Source organism: Sphingobacterium paludis (genome assembly GCF_004364125.1).
In the GTDB taxonomy this organism is placed as follows: domain Bacteria; phylum Bacteroidota; class Bacteroidia; order Sphingobacteriales; family Sphingobacteriaceae; genus Sphingobacterium; species Sphingobacterium paludis.
In genome coordinates this window covers 349781-368174 of record NZ_SNZV01000002.1, presented here as the reverse complement: position 1 = coordinate 368174, position 18394 = coordinate 349781, and the positions used below count along the sequence as shown (strand labels likewise).

Below are 18394 nucleotides of genomic sequence, written 5' to 3'. Positions count from 1 at the left end.
TTAATATCGTAAGATACGGCTTAATCTCTTATCTTTGCAATCTTAGTTTAAAAAATCGTAATCATAAAAAAATGAGCTTTGTAGAAGAACTACGTTGGAGAGGTATGTTACAAGATATAATGCCTGGAACCGAAGACTTACTGAATAAAGAAAAGGTTTCTGGATATATCGGATTCGATCCAACAGGCGATTCGTTACATGTGGGGCACCTGACGCAGATTATGACGCTAATTCATTTTCAAAATGCCGGACATAAACCCGTAGCCCTTGTGGGCGGTGCGACAGGTATGATTGGTGACCCTTCTTTTAAATCCGCAGAACGAAACCTGTTGAATGAGGAGACCTTACAACATAACTTGGACTGCTTGAAAAATCAACTGGCCAAGTTTCTCAATTTTGGCGACGGCGAAAACGACGCTAAAATGGTCAACAACTACGATTGGTTTAAAGATTTCAGCTTTCTGGAATTTATTCGTGATGTGGGAAAGTTAATCACGGTCAACTATATGATGGCCAAAGATTCTGTCAAAAAGCGTTTAGAGGGTGACAACGGCCTATCCTTCACGGAATTTACCTACCAACTGATACAGGGCTACGATTTCTATTATCTGTGGAAACACCACAACTGTAAAATACAAATGGGCGGCTCCGATCAGTGGGGAAATATCGTGACTGGCAGCGAGATGATCCGAAGGCAAGATCAAGGCACCGCCTACGCTCTAACGACCCAATTGATTAAAAAGGCTGACGGACAAAAATTTGGTAAGACGGAGTCAGGGGCCATATGGTTGGATCCGAAGAAGACATCCCCATATAAATACTACCAGTTTTGGCTCAACACCTCTGATGACGATGCAAAGAACTGGATTCGAATTTTCACGCTGAAGACGGAGGCGGAGATTAATGCGATCATTGCAGAGCATGATGCAGCTCCACACACGCGTGCGGTACAAAAAGCCTTAGCGAAAGATATTACCATTCGCACACATAGCGAAAAAGACTATGAGACTGCCATTAAAACTTCGGAATTTCTTTTTGGCAATGGTTCATTAGATTTTATTGCTGATTTGCAGCACGATGCCGTATTGGAAGTGTTTGATGGGGTACCACAGTTTGAAATTAACAAAAGTGATTTAGCCGCAGGTATCAACGTCCTGGATCTTTTGGCCGTAGAAACACAGGTCTTCCCTTCTAAAGGCGAAGCGCGTAAAATGCTGCAAGGCGGCGGTGTAGCGATCAATAAAGAGAAAATTAACGATATTGAACTTACGATCAATACCAGTAGCTTGATCAACAGCCAGTATATCGTTGCTCAACGCGGTAAGAAAAATTATTTTTTGATTATTGCCAAATAGCTTTTAATTTCGGTGAATGATGATCCAAGCCATTCACCGAAATTAACATGATAAAAAACCTCGCCTTCTTCATCCTATTATTACTTTTTTCAAGCTTCAGCTTGCTTGCACAACGAAAGCAGTTGAGCTATCACGATTCCTTAGGGCGAACTGTACAAACGCGCGAACAATCCTACTATTACCGTGTCATAACTCCGGATGAGCAATATCCCAATCTTCGGAAGTATAAAGAGTATTACACAAAAGGCGATCGTCTCAAACTTGTCACACGATTAACGAATGGCAGTATGACATCGTCTAAAATCGGAGAATGTCTGACATATTATGCGAATGGGCAGCTACAGGAAAAACAGCATTACAACGACAAGAATCAACTGATAGACAGCGCATATGCCTATTATCCTAACGGCCAATTGTATACGTTAAGCTTGCACAAGTTCGTTTCTTCCGATCAGCGCGTTGCACCACGTCTCCTTATGGAAGGCAACGAATCGAGTAGGCAGCGTATCGTCGAGTATATATTGGTAAAAGACAGTCTTGGCGAAGTGGTTGTTAAAAATGGAACTGGCGATTTTCCTGTTTTCGACCTGGCGAATTTGGTATTGTTGGAACAAGGACCGCTGTTGAACCACAAAAAAAATGGCGAATGGAACGGTAAATCCGGTAAGCGCACATTTAAAGAGATCTGGCAAAATGACAAATTAATAAGCGGTGTGATCAAAGATTCTCTCGGTGTAGCGACAAATTATAACGAAGACACGTATGCTGTCCCTCCGGAATATCCCGGGGGAACCTCGGCGTTAAGAAGGGTTGTCGCGAATAACTATAGATACCCCCGTGCAGCTATAGACGCAGGGGTATCTGGCACGGTGCAGATCGAGTTTATCGTTGAAAAAGATGGTAGCATGAGCAGTTTCAAGGTGAGCAAAGACCTGGGATATGATACGGGGGAAGCAGCAATTGAAGCCATAAAAAAAGCAAAACGCAAATGGTCTCCCGGTATACAAAGAGGACTCCCTGTTCGAGTTTCGTACGCATTACCTATACAGCTGAACTTGAGTAGTTAGCCAGTGATATCTCTAAAGATGGGCATTGGGCATTTATATCCTGCGCTAAAATTCTCATCAGATAGTCATCCTTTTTTTTTAAGTTTGTGTCTAGGAGGATTATCTATTTTTCATGTCAAACAAAGGAAATACGTTTAAAAATTCCAGCAATGGTGGCAGCACGAAACGCGCTCCACGTAGTGTTGGAAATGTAACATACAATAAAAAAGAGCACTTCAAATCTTTCGAAAAAATAAATTTTTCCGAAGGGCAACGTAAAGCACTTAAGATTCTAGGCATTTTTCTGCTTTTCGTATCGTTTGTGCTTGCGGTATCATTTGTTTCTTACCTCCTTACGTGGAAACAGGATCAAAGCTACATCGCGGAAACAAATGGTGGTTGGTCAACGCTGTTCCAAACAACGGAAGAAATTGCTGATGAGCGAATCGATCTTCCGGTTGTGGAGAACAAACTGGGCAAACTTGGGGCGCTGCTCGCCAATCAGTTTATTTATGAGTGGTTTGGTGTGGCTTCCTTCCTTTTTGCGCTTATGTCCTTCGTCATAGGCTACAAACTTCTTTATAAAAGATCGATCTTACCCGTTTGGAAAACGCTAATCTACTCATCTATCAGTATCATTTTTCTATCGGTTACACTTGGATTTTTACAAGACTTCCTGACTGATTCGCCTCACATATTGGAAGGCAAATTTGGCTATTGGACTAATCAGCTGATGAAGGCACAGATTGGCTCAACGGGCATAGCCGCTCTTCTGGTATTTGCATACCTGACCGCTTTAATTTTGATTTATAACCTGGATCTAAAATGGACTTGGACTTCCAGAAAAGAAGAAGAGGAAGAGTTGGAAGAAGATGATGATAATTTTGAAACATTTAGACGCACCAATACGGTGGCGACAGCTGGGTTGACACGAAACGAAGCCTTAGCCGCCACGCGTGCTGAAGTAGATGAACCGATACTGGATAAGCAGGAAGAAACGCGTCTTTCGCCTACTCCGTTAAACACGTTCAATGAAGCGCCGGCTAATGCCATAGCTGCGGCTGGAGCGCGCAAACGGGAAGAGTTTGCTATGAGCGACCTCGACGAGGAAGAAGAGCTTTCTGTAGCATTAAAGCCAACAGCAACCAATGAAATTACCTTTTCTGTAGACAATGCGGAGGATTTTGTGGATGATAGCGAACCTATTGAAGAAGAAGAACCTACCGCATTGGAAGACGGCCCCGTGCTGCGTGTAGAGAAAGTTGTTGAAGAGAAAGAGATAACAGCTAATGACCTGGTCGCTCAATTCGGCGAATACGACCCGAAGCTTGATCTTTCTGGTTATCAATACCCGACCCTCGACCTGCTCAAAGACTACGGAACGGGCAAGATCACGATCAATCAGCAAGAGCTGGAAGCCAATAAAAACCGGATTGTCGACACGTTGCGGAACTATAATATCGAGATCGAGCATATAAAAGCTACTATCGGCCCTACGGTGACACTCTACGAGATCATTCCGAAACCCGGTGTTCGGATTTCGAAAATTAAGAACTTGGAAGATGACATCGCACTAAGCTTAGCGGCATTAGGCATCCGTATCATTGCCCCCATGCCAGGCAAGGGCACGATCGGTATTGAGGTACCAAACAGTTCGCCAGAAATGGTCTCCATGCGCTCGGTCTTGGCGACGGAAAAATTCCAAAAAACGGATATGGATCTGCCCATAGCTTTAGGGAAGACCATCTCCAACGAGGTATTTATTGCCGACTTATCAAAAATGCCACACCTTCTCGTAGCGGGAGCCACCGGTCAGGGGAAATCAGTGGGGATCAATGCGATATTGACCTCGTTGTTATATAAAAAGCACCCGGCGGAACTGAAATTTGTGATGGTCGATCCTAAAAAGGTGGAGCTTTCTTTGTTTAAAACTATTGAAAGACATTTCCTTGCCAAACTTCCAAACGAAGAAGAAGCGATCATTACCGACACAAAAAAGGTGATCAATACGCTCAACTCGCTGTGCATAGAAATGGATCAACGCTATGACCTGCTAAAGAATGCGCAAGTCAGGAATTTGAAAGAATATAACGTAAAATTTGTTGGACGCCGATTAAACCCTGAGGAGGGTCATCGATTCTTACCCTTTATAGTTCTAGTAGTCGATGAGTTTGCAGATTTGATGATGACGGCCGGAAAAGAAGTAGAAACCCCTATTGCGCGACTCGCACAGCTAGCCCGTGCGGTTGGCATACACTTAGTGATTGCTACGCAAAGACCTTCGGTGAACATCATTACGGGTACGATAAAGGCAAACTTCCCGGCTCGATTGGCATTCCGTGTATTGTCTAAAGTTGATTCACGGACAATTTTGGATACGGGTGGTGCAGACCAGCTAATAGGCCGGGGCGATATGCTCTTGTCTACGGGTAGTGATCTAACGCGGATACAGTGTGCTTTTGTCGACACACCGGAGGTAGATAAGATCTCGGAGTTTATAGGCAGCCAACGCGGCTATCCTTCCGCATTTTTGCTACCGGAATATGTGGATGAGAATGGCGAAGGTGGGGGCAGCATGGATTTTGATTTGGACGATAGAGATCAACTTTTTGAAGACGCAGCGAGACTTATCGTGATGCATCAACAAGGCTCCACATCATTAATTCAGCGCAAACTGAAACTAGGTTACAATAGAGCTGGGCGAATCATAGATCAACTGGAGGCCGCCGGAATTGTGGGCCCATTTGAAGGAAGTAAAGCGCGCGAAGTGCTTTACCCTGATGAATATTCGCTAGAACAATATTTAGAAACCTTGAGAAAAAACGATTAGTGCATGAGATTACACATAGTTCTATTTACATTCTTGCTATGGACAGGTGCCGTAGCAACAGCGCAGAATGATCCGACCGCTAAAAAGCTACTGGACCAAGTATCAAAAAAGTACGATGCTTACCACAGCATCCAGTCAAATTTCAGTTTTTCGATGCAGCCGATGCAGGGAGATTCATATACCGACCAGGGAACTTTGTATTTGAACAAGCCGAAAAATCAATACCGTATACAGCTGAATGCTCAAGAATTGATAAGTGACGGTAAGGCTATCTACAGCATTTTGAAGGATGATAAAGAAGTGCAAGTGTCTACCGCCGAAGAAAGCTCAACGAGTATCGGTCCAAACAACCTTTTCACTTTTTACAAAAGTGGTTTTACATACGCAAGCCGCGGGACAGAAAAGGTTGGAGCTGACCTGCTAAATGTTGTCGAGCTAAGCCCAATAGATAGCAAAAACAATTACTCGAAGATTAAAATCCGCGTAAATAAGAACAAACATATCCACGATGTTTCAATTTTTGACAAGTCTGGCGCGCGCTATACGTATACCATAAAAACGCTGTATGTTAACCATACTTTGCCAACGTCTCAATTCACGTTCAACAAATCCAACTACCCTGGTTTCGAAATTGTCGATTTAAGATAGATCTTTATGGCGAAGACGACGCTCAAGAATTTGGCTGCGGCATTAAACATGTCGGTTTCTACTGTTTCCAAAGCGCTTAATGATAGTTACGAAATCAGTGAGGTAACCAAAAAGCGTGTCAGAGAATTTGCTCGGGAGCTGAATTATCAGCCGAATGTGCTTGCCCAATCGTTGAAGACGGGAAAGACCCAAACCATCGGTATCGTTTTGCCTAAAATGACTAGCCCCTTTGAGTCGCAGATTCTGGAAGGGATGCAACATGCTGCCCGCGAAAGAAACTACCGCGTGGTAATCATGGTGAGTATGGAGAACGAAGAACTGGAGCATGCGGCTCTTCAAGCGATGCTAGACAAGGGTGTCGATGGTCTGTTATTTTGCCCTATTCACGAGAACTCCAATGTGAAGCTTGCCACGCAAATTATTGCCCACACGCCCATCGTGATTTTTGATCGTACGGACTATCCCCTGGAAACCCATAAGGTTGGCGTGCTCAATGCCGACGGAACGTACAATGCATGTCAGCATCTTTTTGAGAGCGGCAGGCGTCGTGTAGCGATTTTCTGTGGGACGAAGCAAGGCATCACGGCCAAGCGTTTGGCAGGATACCGGCAAGCGCACGAAGAGCGGGGACTGGCTATCCACCAAGAATACATTGTTTACTGCGATGTGAAAACGATTGAAGGGCTTCATGCCGAAATGGAGCAGCATATCCTCCGCTTGAGGGCGCTCCCCCAGCCTCCAGAAGCCATTTTAGGCATTGCGGATACCATTACGACCCATTTATTAGGAGTGATGGCGAAACTCGAAATCAAGGTACCTGAGGAGATTGCCGTAATTGGCTTCGCGAATACTGACCTTGCACTGTCACTGAACCCCTCTCTAAGTACCATTCGGCAACCCACAAAAGATATTGGCGAGATTTCCGTAAATAAACTGATCGACGTTATTGACAAAAATCATCGGAACCAAATAGAATGGGAAGACATCAAATTACCCACGTCCATTCAGCTCCGACGATCGACTAAGATCTAATCAACCTCTATCTCTAGATTTAATAATGCCCAATTCGAGGCCACGGAGCTCCGCAAGCCCTCGCAGTCTGCCAATAGCTGAGTATCCAGGATTAGTTTTTTTATGCAGATCATCCAACATCTGATGACCATGGTCGGGCCTGAATGGAATAGCGATTTCTCGCTGTTGGTTTTCTTCGACTAGCCCTTGCATCACGGCATACATATCGACGTCTCCGTCCAAATGGTCGGCTTCATAAAAGCTACCGAGTTCGTCGCGTTTCACATTACGCAGATGTGCGAAATAGACGCGGTGTGCTACCTTCTTTAAGATAGCGGGCAGATCATTCGCAGGTCCAGCGCCTAGTGAGCCCGTACAGAAACAGACACCATTAAATGGCTTATCCACGCAGCGAATAATGTATTGAAAGTCTTCGATATTGCTGGCGATTCGCGGTAAGCCTAAAATAGGATAAGGCGGATCATCCGGATGAATGGTCATTTTTATACCATTGCGTTCGCAAACATCCGCTATCGAGCTTAGGAAATGCTTTAGATTTTCTCGCAACCCATCGAAGCCTATTTGCGCATAGATCTCAATGCTATCTCTGAGCTCTTGCAGGGATGGATCTTTCTCCCCTGGAATACCCATCAGTACATTATGCTGTAAATGCGCTTTCTTTTCGTCGTTAAATGTTTCGAACCGTGCTGCTGCTAAGCTCTTGATATTTTCCGGATATGACGCAGCAGCACCTGGACGCTCCAGAATATAGATATCGAAAATTGCCAAATCAATCCAATCGAAATAGAGTGCCTTTGATCCGTCAGCCATCAACATATCGAGCTGCGTGCGAGTCCAATCTAATACCGGCATAAAATTGTAGCACACGGTTTTTATACCGCAATCTGCAAGATTTTGTAAGGTCTGTTTATAATTCTCTAGGTAATGCTCTACACCGGCCGACTTTGTTTTGATTGCTTCATGGATGGTCACGCTTTCAACGACGCTCCACACCAACCCGGCCTCTTCGATAATGGCCTTACGTTCCAAAATATCGGCTGTTGGCCAAATCTTGCCATGCGGAATATGGTGAAGTGCCGTGACGATAGCCGTTGCTCCCGCCTGTTTCACATCTTGCAAGGAAACAGGATCGCTTGGGCCGTACCAACGCCAAGCTTGTTGTAAATATTGTTCTGCCATGTTCGTTATGCTTTATACGCCAGACCAGCTATTAAAACCTCCGTCCACAAATATAGTCTCCCCGGTCACAAATGCCGAAGCATCGCTCAGCAAGTAGATCAGGGTGCCTTCTAGCTCCGAAGGATCGCCCAACCGAGCGAAAGGTGTTCCCTGTACGAATTTATTCGCGCGGTCGGTATAGCTGCCGTCCGGATTGGTGAGCAGCGTTCTATTCTGTTCGGTGAGGAAAACGCCGGGCGCTATTGCATTAACGCGTATTTTATTGGAATAGCGCAGAGCCAGCTCGGCAGACATCCATTTTGTGAACCCATCCACGCCATGCTTAGCAACGGTATAACCTAAAACGCGTGTGAACGGACGACTTGACGCCAAAGAAGATATGTTAATGATGGAACCTTCGCCCTTATTGGCCATCACCTCGCCGAAAACCATGGAAGGGATAATCGTTCCATACAGGTTCAGCTCGATCGCTTTGATAGTATCAGCTATTTTATTATCAAAAATACTTTCATCAGGGCTGATTGTCGCTCCCGGGATATTTCCTCCAGCGGCGTTAATAAGCCCGTCAATAGTTCCCCACTTGGCTACGATTTGTTCGCGAGCAGCACGCATAGACTGTTCATCCATGACATCGGCAACAACAGCAAAGCCCTCTGCTCCTAGCGTATTGACCAATCTAACTCGTTCATTAGCCCGCTCTGCATTCCTACCGATAATGCAAATTTTGCATCCGGCCTCGGCAAGGGCTTTTACAAAAGCTTTTCCTAAAATCCCCGTTCCTCCCGTCACGACAATTACTTTGCCTTTTAAGGAGAACCTCTCTAGAATATTCATAGTTTGATTTTTAGTTTATAAGCCCCAATTATAGCGGTTTTTTACGGCATATGGATAGCAAAAAACCTAGAATTAACGATAACGATTTCGTAGTCCCATGGAAAAGAAAGAGAAAATAACGTTAATTTACGATCCAAAATAAAATCGCATATGAACCGTATCTTATCATTTGGTGAAATTCTTATTAGACAGCAAAGTTTAGGCACGAGCTTCTTTGATAAGAAGAACAATAAACTTGAAATCTTTCCAGGCGGATCCGAAGCAAATGTAGCAGCATCATTAGCGCAGATGGGCAATGCTGTAGCGTATTGTAGCGCCTTTCCGAAAAATGCCCTCTCTGACGAAATTTTTTCCATTCTTGAAAATTTAACGATTGATGTATCCAAGTCTATAGCTGCTGGTGATCGCATTGGTTCTTATATCTTGATGTCGGCCAATGGCTTATCAAAAGGAGAAGTAATATACGATAGAAAATACTCTAGTTTCAGTTTATTAAACGAACATGATATTGATTTTGACAAGCTGTTTGAAGGTATTACATGGTTTCATTGGACAGCCTTGACACCTGCTCTTAACGCAGATATGGCAGCGTTGATGCATAAATTGTTGGAGTATGCTGCGAAGAGAGAAATCACCATATCGGTCGATCTGAATTATAGGAATAGATTGTGGCAATATGGCCAGGAACCTATCGCGGTAATGCCACAGCTGGTGGCTTATTGCGATGTCATCATGGGCAATATTTGGGCGGCTAATAAGATGTTGGGTGCAAAGGTTGACGAAACATTGGATCGCAATACCTCGAAAGAAGAATATTTGGCTGCAGCCAACGCGTCGGCGCAGGAGGTGTTTGAGCAATATCCTCGATGTAAACATATCGCATATACGTTTCGGTTTATGGACAATCCACAGCATAATCTATTCTACGGCACCTATCATAATCGCACGACTGATGTACATTCAAAAACACTGGAGACACAACAGGTTATTGATAGGATAGGGAGTGGAGATGCATTTATGGCGGGGCTAATTCATGCGCTGGTACATGATATGAGCGCACAACAAATTGTTGATACCGCGACCGCCGCAGGTTTCCACAAGCTATTCATCAAAGGGGATTTTGGCGACGGACAGATCAGCTGGTTTTAACATACAATTTCTTCAAAACGAAAAAAGGGTAGCGATGTGTCGCTACCCTTTTTGGTTGTGGATCAAATGGATTAATCTTCTTCTTTAGAAGCTAATAGTTGATCATATTCTTCACGAGAACCTACAATGATATTGCTGTACTCACGTAAACCAGTACCTGAAGGAATCAAGTGACCAACGATTACGTTCTCTTTCAATCCTAACAAGTCATCGCGTTTACCTGCGATTGCTGCCTCATTAAGCACTTTCGTGGTTTCCTGGAACGATGCCGCTGAGATAAATGACTTGGTACCCAAGGATGCACGTGTGATACCTTGCAATAAAGGACTAGAGGTCGCTGAAATCGCATCACGCACTTCCACAGTTTGCAAATCTTGACGTCTCAATAGCGAATTCTCTTCACGAAGCTTACGCATCGTTACAATCTGGCCTGGACGTAAGGTTTTAGAATCACCTGCTTCAACAACGACTTTTTTGTCGAACAACGAGTCGTTTTCTTGCATGAAATCCCATTTGTTCACTGCTTCTTTCTCTAAGAATCTTGTATCTCCTGGATCTTCGATATTCACTTTTTGCATCATTTGGTGAACGATAGTTTCAAAGTGTTTATCGTTGATTTTTACCCCTTGTAAGCGGTAGACCTCTTGAATACCATTTACAATGTACTCTTGAACAGCCGCTGGGCCTTTGATCGACAAGATGTCACCAGGTGAAATAGATCCATCTGATAGTGGCATACCTGCTTTCACAAAGTCATTATCCTGTACCAAGATGTGTTTCGAAAGTGGTACCAAGTATTTCTTGATCTGTCCGTCTCTAGACTCGATCGAAATTTCGCGGTTACCACGTTTCACCCCACCCAAGGTAACAATACCGTCAATTTCGGTTACTACCGCTGGGTTAGAAGGATTACGTGCTTCGAACAACTCGGTCACACGTGGAAGACCACCCGTGATATCTCGTGTTTTACCCGTAGCACGTGGAATCTTCGCCAAGATCGTACCCTCTTTAATTTTCTGTCCGTCTTGAACCGAAACGTGGGCACCAACAGGGATGTTATACGAACGTAATGTGTCGCCCGTTAAATCCGCAATCTTGATCGTCGGGTTCTTCGTTTTATCACGTGTTTCGATAATAACTTTCTCTTTGTGACCTGTTTGCTCATCAGACTCATCACGGAAAGTAACACCTTCGATAATAGCCTCAAATTCAATTTTACCACCGAATTCGGAGATGATTACCGCATTATATGGATCCCAGTCAACAAGGGTTTTTCCTTTTTCAACTTTGTCACCTTCATTTACATACAAATTAGCACCGTAAGGGATAACCTGTGTATATAGAACTTTCTTCTCGTCGTTAACGATACGGATCTCGCCGGAACGTCCAATGACGACTTGGTAAGGACCATCTTCGCCTTCCTTGGCAACGGAACGTACATTCTCAAATTCGATCTTACCATCGTATTTAGCGACGATACTAGAATCTGCTGCGATGTTCGAAGCCGTACCACCCACGTGGAACGTACGAAGTGTAAGCTGTGTACCTGGCTCACCGACAGACTGTGCTGCGATTACCCCTACTGCCTCACCTAGCTGAACGCGTTTACCAGACGCCAAGTTACGGCCGTAACAACAAGCACAAACACCACGCTTAGACTCACAGGTCAATACTGAACGAATCTCCACACCTTCAATGCCGGCTTCTTCGATTTCAGCAGCTACTTCTTCTGAAATATCGATGTTAGCAGCGATGATTAACTTCCCTGTTTCAGGGTGAAACACATCGTTAAGTGGCGTACGACCAAGAATTCTATCGTACAATGGCTCCACGATATCATCGTTTTCACGCAATGCTGTTTTGTAAATACCACGCAGTGTAGCACAATCGTCTTCTACGACAATCATATCCTGGGCAACGTCATGTAAACGACGCGTTAAGTAACCCGCATCCGCCGTTTTCAATGCCGTATCCGCAAGACCTTTACGCGCACCGTGGGTAGAGATAAAGTACTCCAATACGGAAAGACCTTCTTTAAAGTTGGATAAGATCGGGTTTTCGATAATCTCTCCACCTGAAGTACCAGACTTTTGTGGTTTTGCCATCAAGCCCCGCATACCGCAAAGCTGACGAATCTGCTCTTTGGATCCACGTGCTCCAGAATCCAACATCATATATACTGAGTTGAAACCTTGGTTATCGTTGGATAAAATATTCATAACGTGCGAAGTCAACTTGTTGTTGATACGCGTCCAAATATCGATGATCTGGTTGTAACGCTCGTTGTTGGTGATGAAACCCATATTGTAGTTGTTTTTCACCTCATCAACTTCGCTTGTCGCTTGCGCAATCAAATCAACTTTTGCAGCTGGAATATTTAAGTCTTGTAGGTTGAAGGACAAACCACCTTTGAAGGCTGTTTGGAATCCTAACTCTTTCATATCATCCAAGAACTGTGCAGCACGAGCCATACCCGTGTTCTTCACAATCTCACCGATGACGTTACGTAAAGACTTTTTAGTCAATAATTCGTTGATAAAGCCCATCTCTTCTGGCACGACTTGGTTAAAGATAACCCGACCTACCGTTGTCTCTAAGATGGTATCAACAATTTGACCTTCTTTGTTTCTAGTTTTTGTTTTAACCTTGATGTAAGCGTGTAGGTCGATTTTTTTCTCATTTAGGGCGATAATAACCTCTTCCGGAGAATAGAAAATCATATCTTCACCTCTTACCACGTGGCTTTCTACACTTCTGCGGCCTTTTGTAATATAATAAAGACCCAAAACCATATCCTGTGAAGGTACTGTTACCGGTGATCCATTCGCAGGGTTAAGGATGTTATGTGAGGCCAACATCAAGATCTGCGCTTCCAAGATCGCCGCATTACCTAAAGGTAAGTGAACCGCCATCTGGTCACCGTCGAAATCGGCGTTGAACGCTGTACACACTAAAGGGTGTAATTGGATCGCTTTACCCTCTACCAAGGTAGGCTGGAAAGCTTGAATACCCAAACGGTGAAGCGTAGGCGCACGGTTTAATAGTACCGGGTGACCCTTCAATACGTTTTCCAAAATATCCCATACGACAGGATCTTTGCGGTCAACGATTTTCTTTGCAGATTTTACGGTTTTTACAATACCTCTTTCAATCATCTTACGAATGATGAATGGTTTGTAAAGCTCGGCAGCCATATCTTTAGGAAGACCGCACTCGTGCAATTTCAGGTTAGGACCAACGACGATTACCGAACGAGCCGAATAATCCACACGTTTACCTAACAAGTTTTGACGGAAACGACCTTGCTTACCTTTCAAGATATCCGATAATGATTTCAACGCACGGTTACCTTCGGTTTTCACCGCATTCACCTTACGTGAGTTATCGAACAACGAATCTACAGCTTCCTGCAACATCCGCTTCTCGTTACGCAAGATAACTTCTGGTGCTTTGATTTCGATCAAACGCTTAAGACGGTTGTTACGGATAATAACACGACGATATAAGTCATTCAAATCGGACGTCGCAAAACGACCACCATCCAACGGCACCAATGGGCGTAACTCCGGTGGAATGATAGGAACGATTTTCACAATCATCCATTCTGGACGATTTTCAATACGGCCATTCGCGCCACGGAAAGCTTCTACTACGTGAAGACGCTTTAAAGCCTCATTTTTACGTTGTTGAGAAGTTTCGTTTGCCGCTTGGTGACGTAGGTCGTATGACAACTGATCAAGATCGATCCGTTTCAACAACTCTTCCATCGCCTCAGCACCCATTTTCGCTACAAATTTTTGTGGATCTGTATCGTCTAGGTATTGATTTTCTTTAGGCAGTGTATCTAAAATATCCAGGTATTCCTCTTCTGTTAAGAAATCCATAAACGAGATACCATCTTCTTCTTTGACACCTGGTTGAATAACCACATATCTTTCGTAGTAGATGATCATATCCAATTTCTTGGTTGGAAGACCTAATAGGTATCCGATTTTGTTAGGCAGGGAACGGAAATACCAAATGTGGGCCACAGGAACCACCAAACTGATGTGCCCCATACGCTCACGACGTACTTTCTTCTCCGTAACCTCTACACCACAACGGTCACATACGATACCTTTGTACCGGATACGCTTATATTTACCACAGTGACACTCATAGTCCTTTACAGGACCAAAGATACGCTCACAGAATAAACCATCACGTTCTGGCTTGTAGGTACGATAGTTAATCGTCTCTGGTTTGGTAACTTCACCACTTGAACGCTCCAAAATAGTCTCTGGAGAAGCTAAGCTGATCGTAATCGATGTGAAATTACTTTTGATTTTGTTATCTTTTTTGTAAGACATACTTTATAAAAAGTTAAAGCTGTATGTAGAAGCCTAAGAGGTTCGAAAACCTCTTAGGCACCTGATATTAATCTAATGTGATATCTAAACCTAAACCGCGTAGCTCATGCACCAATACGTTGAACGATTCTGGTACAGAAGGTGTTGGCAGATTATTACCCTTAACGATGGCTTCATACGTTTTCGCACGGCCAACCACATCATCGGATTTCACCGTCAGGATCTCTTGAAGGATGTTAGAGGCACCAAATGCTTCCAATGCCCATACCTCCATCTCACCGAAACGCTGACCACCAAATTGTGCTTTACCACCAAGAGGCTGTTGCGTGATCAAGGAGTATGGTCCGATAGAACGCGCGTGCATTTTATCATCCACCATGTGACCTAATTTTAACATGTAGATCACACCTACAGTCGTTGGTTGATCAAAACGATCACCCGTCAAACCGTTGTATAAGTAAGTTCTACCTGATTTCGGTAATTCTGCTTTTGCGATCCATTCTTCTACCTCATCCATCTCAGCACCGTCAAAGATTGGCGTAGCGAACTTCATACCCAATTTTTGTCCGGCCCAACCCAATACCGTTTCGTAGATCTGACCAAGGTTCATACGTGAAGGTACCCCTAATGGGTTCAACACGATATCGACTGGTGTTCCATCGGCCAAGAAAGGCATATCTTCATCACGTACAATACGTGCTACGATACCTTTGTTACCGTGACGACCCGCCATCTTATCCCCTACTTTCAACTTACGTTTCTTCGCAACGTAAACTTTAGCCATTTGCACGATACCGGAAGGAAGCTCATCACCCACAGAGATGGCAAATTTCTCACGTTTGAATGCACCAAGCTCCTCGTTAATCTTGATGTTGTAAAAATGCAACGCCAACTTGATCAACTCGTTCTTATCATCATCCGTTGTCCAACCCGTTGGATTGATGTGCGTATAATCTAAGTCTGTAAGAATCTTCTGCGTAAACTTAGCACCTTTTGGCACCAATAGCTCTTTGTAAACATTGTAAACGCCTTGGCTGGTTTTGCCATTAACCACGGTGAACAACTTCTCTACCAAACGCTCTTTTAAGATCCTTGCTGCTCTGTCATGTGCGACTTCTAATTTCTCTAAAGCTTTTCTTTCGACTTCTTTAGACATCTTTTTCGCACGGGAGAATAACTTCGTATCAATAACCACACCTTTCAACGATGGAGAAGCTTTTAGGGATGCATCTTTCACATCACCGGCTTTATCACCAAAGATTGCACGAAGAAGTTTCTCTTCTGGTGAAGGATCAGACTCTCCTTTAGGTGTAATTTTACCGATCAGAATATCGCCACCATTGACCTCAGCACCGATGCGGATGATACCATTTTCATCCAAATCTTTTGTAGCTTCTTCAGAAACGTTCGGGATGTCTGCAGTTAACTCCTCTTCACCTCGTTTAGTGTCACGTACTTCCAACTCAAACTCTTCAATATGAAGTGATGTGAACAAATCTTCTGATACGACACGCTCCGAGATTACGATCGCATCCTCAAAGTTGTATCCCTGCCAAGGCATGAATGCTACTTTCAAGTTACGACCCAGCGCTAACTCACCATTCTCGGTAGCATAGCCTTCGCATAATACCTGACCTTTACTAACTTTCTGGCCTTTAATAACAATAGGCTTCAAGTTGATACAAGTATTTTGGTTGGTTTTCTTGAATTTTATTAATCTGTATGTCTTTACGTCGTCATCAAAAGATACCAAACGGTCATCTTCCGTACGCTCGTAACGGATTTTAATTTCGTTTGCATCCACGTATTCCACGACACCATTGCCTTCGGCATTAATAAGGGTACGTGAGTCAGACGCAACGCGCGCTTCCAAACCTGTACCTACGATTGGTGCGCTAGGGCGCAACAAAGGTACAGCTTGGCGCTGCATGTTCGATCCCATCAAAGCACGGTTGGCATCATCATGCTCCAAGAAAGGAATCAATGACGCAGCGATGGATGTAATCTGGTTAGGCGCAACATCCATGAAATCTAAACGCTCAGGCTCGATAATAGGGAAGTCACCTTCGTATCTTGCCTTTACTTTTGGATCTAGGAAATTACCTTTATCGTCATACTGCGCATTGGCCTGTGCGATGGTTTTGTCATCCTCATCTTCAGCGGATAGGTAAACAACCGGCTCATCAACAACAACTTTACCATTAGTTACCTTACGGTAAGGCGTTTCAATAAACCCTAAGTTATTGATTTTCGCATGTACAGCCAGTGATGAAATCAAACCGATGTTTGGTCCCTCTGGCGTTTCGATTGTACACAAACGACCGTAGTGTGTGTAGTGAACGTCACGAACTTCGAAACCAGCGCGTTCACGTGAAAGACCTCCAGGTCCTAAGGCTGATAAACGACGCTTGTGCGTAATCTCCGCCAATGGATTGGCTTGATCCATAAACTGGGACAACTGGTTTGTTCCGAAGAAGGAATTGATCACGGATGATAAGGTACGTGCGTTAATCAAATCCGTTGGTGTGAACACCTCGTTGTCACGAATATTCATACGCTCACGGATAGTACGAGCCATACGCGATAAACCGACACCGAACTGCGCATACAATTGCTCACCTACTGTACGTACACGACGGTTAGACAAGTGGTCAATATCATCCACCTCAGCTTTTGAATTGATCAAATTGATCAAGTACTTCACGATAGCGATAATGTCTTCGCGCGTTAATACCTTGATGTCATCAGCTGTGCTTAATTTCAATTTACGATTGATACGGTAACGACCGACATCACCTAAATCGTAACGCTTATCGGAGAAGAACAAACGGTCGATGATACCGCGAGCGGTTTCCTCATCAGGTGGTTCTGCGTTACGCAATTGCCGATAGATATGCTCCACAGCCTCTTTCTCCGAGTTTGACGTATCTTTTTGTAATGTATTATATATAATAGAGTAGTCTGCATTGTTTGATGCATCTTCTTTTGCAAGGATAATAGCTTTAACGCCTGCATCGATAATCAAATCAATATGATCTTCCTCTAAAACTGTTTCTCGTTCTAAAATGATTTCGTTACGATCGATAGATACGACCTCACCTGTATCCTCATCCACAAAATCTTCGATCCACTTTTTCAATACCCTGGCGGCTAAACGACGACCAACATATTTCTTTAGTCCAGATTTACTAACTTTAACCTCATCAGCAAGATCAAACAATTCTAGGATATCTTTATCCGAATCGTAACCGATCGCGCGTAGCAACGTAGTAACTGGAAATTTCTTTTTACGGTCGATATAAGCATACATGACGTTGTTTACGTCTGTTGCGAATTCGATCCAAGATCCTTTAAAAGGAATTACCCTTGCAGAATAAAGTTTAGTACCATTTGTGTGTCTACTCTGACCGAAAAATACACCAGGAGAACGGTGTAATTGAGAAACGATAACGCGTTCAGCTCCATTGATCACGAAAGTACCTTTTGGAGTCATGTACGGAATTGTTCCTAAATATACATCCTGAACAATAGTTTCGAAGTCTTCGTGCTCTTCATCATTACAAGATAACTTCAATTTTGCTTTTAGAGGAACGCTATACGTCAAACCACGCTCAATACATTCTTGAATGTCATAGCGGGGTGGATCGATAAAATAATCCAAAAACTCTAAAACGAAGATGTTTCTTGAATCAGAAATAGGGAAGTTTTCTGCGAAAACCTTGAACAGCCCTTCCTGATGGCGATTGTCAGAAGTAGTTTCTAATTGAAAAAACTCCTTGAAAGATTGTAATTGCACGTCCAAGAAGTCCGGGTAATCAATTACCTTCTTACTTGTAGCAAAATTCACGCTTTCTTTTTGAATATTATTGTTTGCCAAGGGAATAAGAATTTTAGTTTAAAAAAACTGAGCCAACTATGCTGTAATCATGTTTTTGCCAATGTCAGCACCCATTTGGCACATGTAATAATATA

Annotated in this window: 10 protein-coding genes; 6 read left to right on the top strand and 4 right to left on the bottom strand. The window is 43.6% G+C overall.

Annotation, left to right across the window (positions count from 1 at the left end; translation table 11 throughout):
* The first annotated feature begins 71 nt into the window (after positions 1–71).
* The 5 genes from tyrS (at position 72) to B0I21_RS04460 (ending at position 6911) form a co-directional block, all read left to right on the top strand.
* Positions 72–1355: a tyrosine--tRNA ligase gene (tyrS, locus tag B0I21_RS04480; RefSeq protein WP_133639263.1), complete on the top strand. Its 1284-nt coding sequence runs from the start codon at positions 72–74 to the stop codon at positions 1353–1355.
* Between the two features lie 47 nt (positions 1356–1402).
* A complete protein-coding gene (locus B0I21_RS04475; RefSeq protein WP_243835946.1) occupies positions 1403–2422 on the top strand; it encodes an energy transducer TonB in 1020 nt (339 codons plus the stop codon).
* A gap of 112 nt (positions 2423–2534) precedes the next feature.
* The gene (locus B0I21_RS04470) at positions 2535–5231 is read left to right on the top strand and encodes an FtsK/SpoIIIE family DNA translocase (RefSeq protein WP_133639262.1); all 2697 of its coding nucleotides are present in this window, start codon (positions 2535–2537) and stop codon (positions 5229–5231) included.
* Between the two features lie 3 nt (positions 5232–5234).
* Complete coding sequence (locus B0I21_RS04465) at positions 5235–5879, top strand: LolA family protein (protein ID WP_133639261.1); 645 nt, start codon at positions 5235–5237, stop codon at positions 5877–5879.
* Between the two features lie 6 nt (positions 5880–5885).
* Positions 5886–6911, top strand: coding sequence for a LacI family DNA-binding transcriptional regulator (locus B0I21_RS04460; RefSeq protein WP_133639260.1), 1026 nt, complete (start codon positions 5886–5888; stop codon positions 6909–6911).
* On the opposite strand, the gene uxuA is transcribed toward B0I21_RS04460, so the two are convergent.
* Positions 6912–8090, bottom strand: a complete 1179-nt coding sequence (gene uxuA / locus B0I21_RS04455) for a mannonate dehydratase (RefSeq protein ID WP_133639259.1) — start codon at positions 8088–8090, stop codon at positions 6912–6914.
* Between the two features lie 12 nt (positions 8091–8102).
* On the bottom strand, positions 8103–8924 hold the full coding sequence (locus B0I21_RS04450; protein ID WP_133639258.1) for an SDR family oxidoreductase: 822 nt from the start codon (positions 8922–8924) through the stop codon (positions 8103–8105).
* Positions 8925–9074: 150 nt separating this feature from the next.
* Here B0I21_RS04450 and B0I21_RS04445 point away from each other — a divergent pair, with 150 nt between their 5' ends.
* The gene (locus B0I21_RS04445) at positions 9075–10073 is read left to right on the top strand and encodes a sugar kinase (protein WP_133639257.1); all 999 of its coding nucleotides are present in this window, start codon (positions 9075–9077) and stop codon (positions 10071–10073) included.
* A 71-nt stretch (positions 10074–10144) separates the two neighbouring features.
* Here the strand turns inward: B0I21_RS04445 and rpoC are convergent, their stop codons facing one another.
* Both rpoC and rpoB read right to left on the bottom strand, forming a co-directional pair.
* Positions 10145–14422, bottom strand: a complete 4278-nt coding sequence (gene rpoC / locus B0I21_RS04440) for a DNA-directed RNA polymerase subunit beta' (RefSeq protein WP_133639256.1) — start codon at positions 14420–14422, stop codon at positions 10145–10147.
* Positions 14423–14489: 67 nt separating this feature from the next.
* A complete protein-coding gene (rpoB, locus tag B0I21_RS04435; RefSeq protein ID WP_133639255.1) occupies positions 14490–18299 on the bottom strand; it encodes a DNA-directed RNA polymerase subunit beta in 3810 nt (1269 codons plus the stop codon).
* Positions 18300–18394 lie beyond the last annotated feature (95 nt).

What these genes read in the sequence shown, in the direction of transcription:
- tyrS (WP_133639263.1), top strand. Translation starts at nt 72, where the DNA reads ATGAGCTTTGTAGAAGAACTACGTTGGAGAGGTATGTTACAAGATATA.
- B0I21_RS04475 (WP_243835946.1), top strand. Translation starts at nt 1,403, where the DNA reads ATGATAAAAAACCTCGCCTTCTTCATCCTATTATTACTTTTTTCAAGC.
- B0I21_RS04470 (WP_133639262.1), top strand. Translation starts at nt 2,535, where the DNA reads ATGTCAAACAAAGGAAATACGTTTAAAAATTCCAGCAATGGTGGCAGC.
- B0I21_RS04465 (WP_133639261.1), top strand. Translation starts at nt 5,235, where the DNA reads ATGAGATTACACATAGTTCTATTTACATTCTTGCTATGGACAGGTGCC.
- B0I21_RS04460 (WP_133639260.1), top strand. Translation starts at nt 5,886, where the DNA reads ATGGCGAAGACGACGCTCAAGAATTTGGCTGCGGCATTAAACATGTCG.
- uxuA (WP_133639259.1), bottom strand. Translation starts at nt 8,090, where the DNA reads ATGGCAGAACAATATTTACAACAAGCTTGGCGTTGGTACGGCCCAAGC.
- B0I21_RS04450 (WP_133639258.1), bottom strand. Translation starts at nt 8,924, where the DNA reads ATGAATATTCTAGAGAGGTTCTCCTTAAAAGGCAAAGTAATTGTCGTG.
- B0I21_RS04445 (WP_133639257.1), top strand. Translation starts at nt 9,075, where the DNA reads ATGAACCGTATCTTATCATTTGGTGAAATTCTTATTAGACAGCAAAGT.
- rpoC (WP_133639256.1), bottom strand. Translation starts at nt 14,422, where the DNA reads ATGTCTTACAAAAAAGATAACAAAATCAAAAGTAATTTCACATCGATT.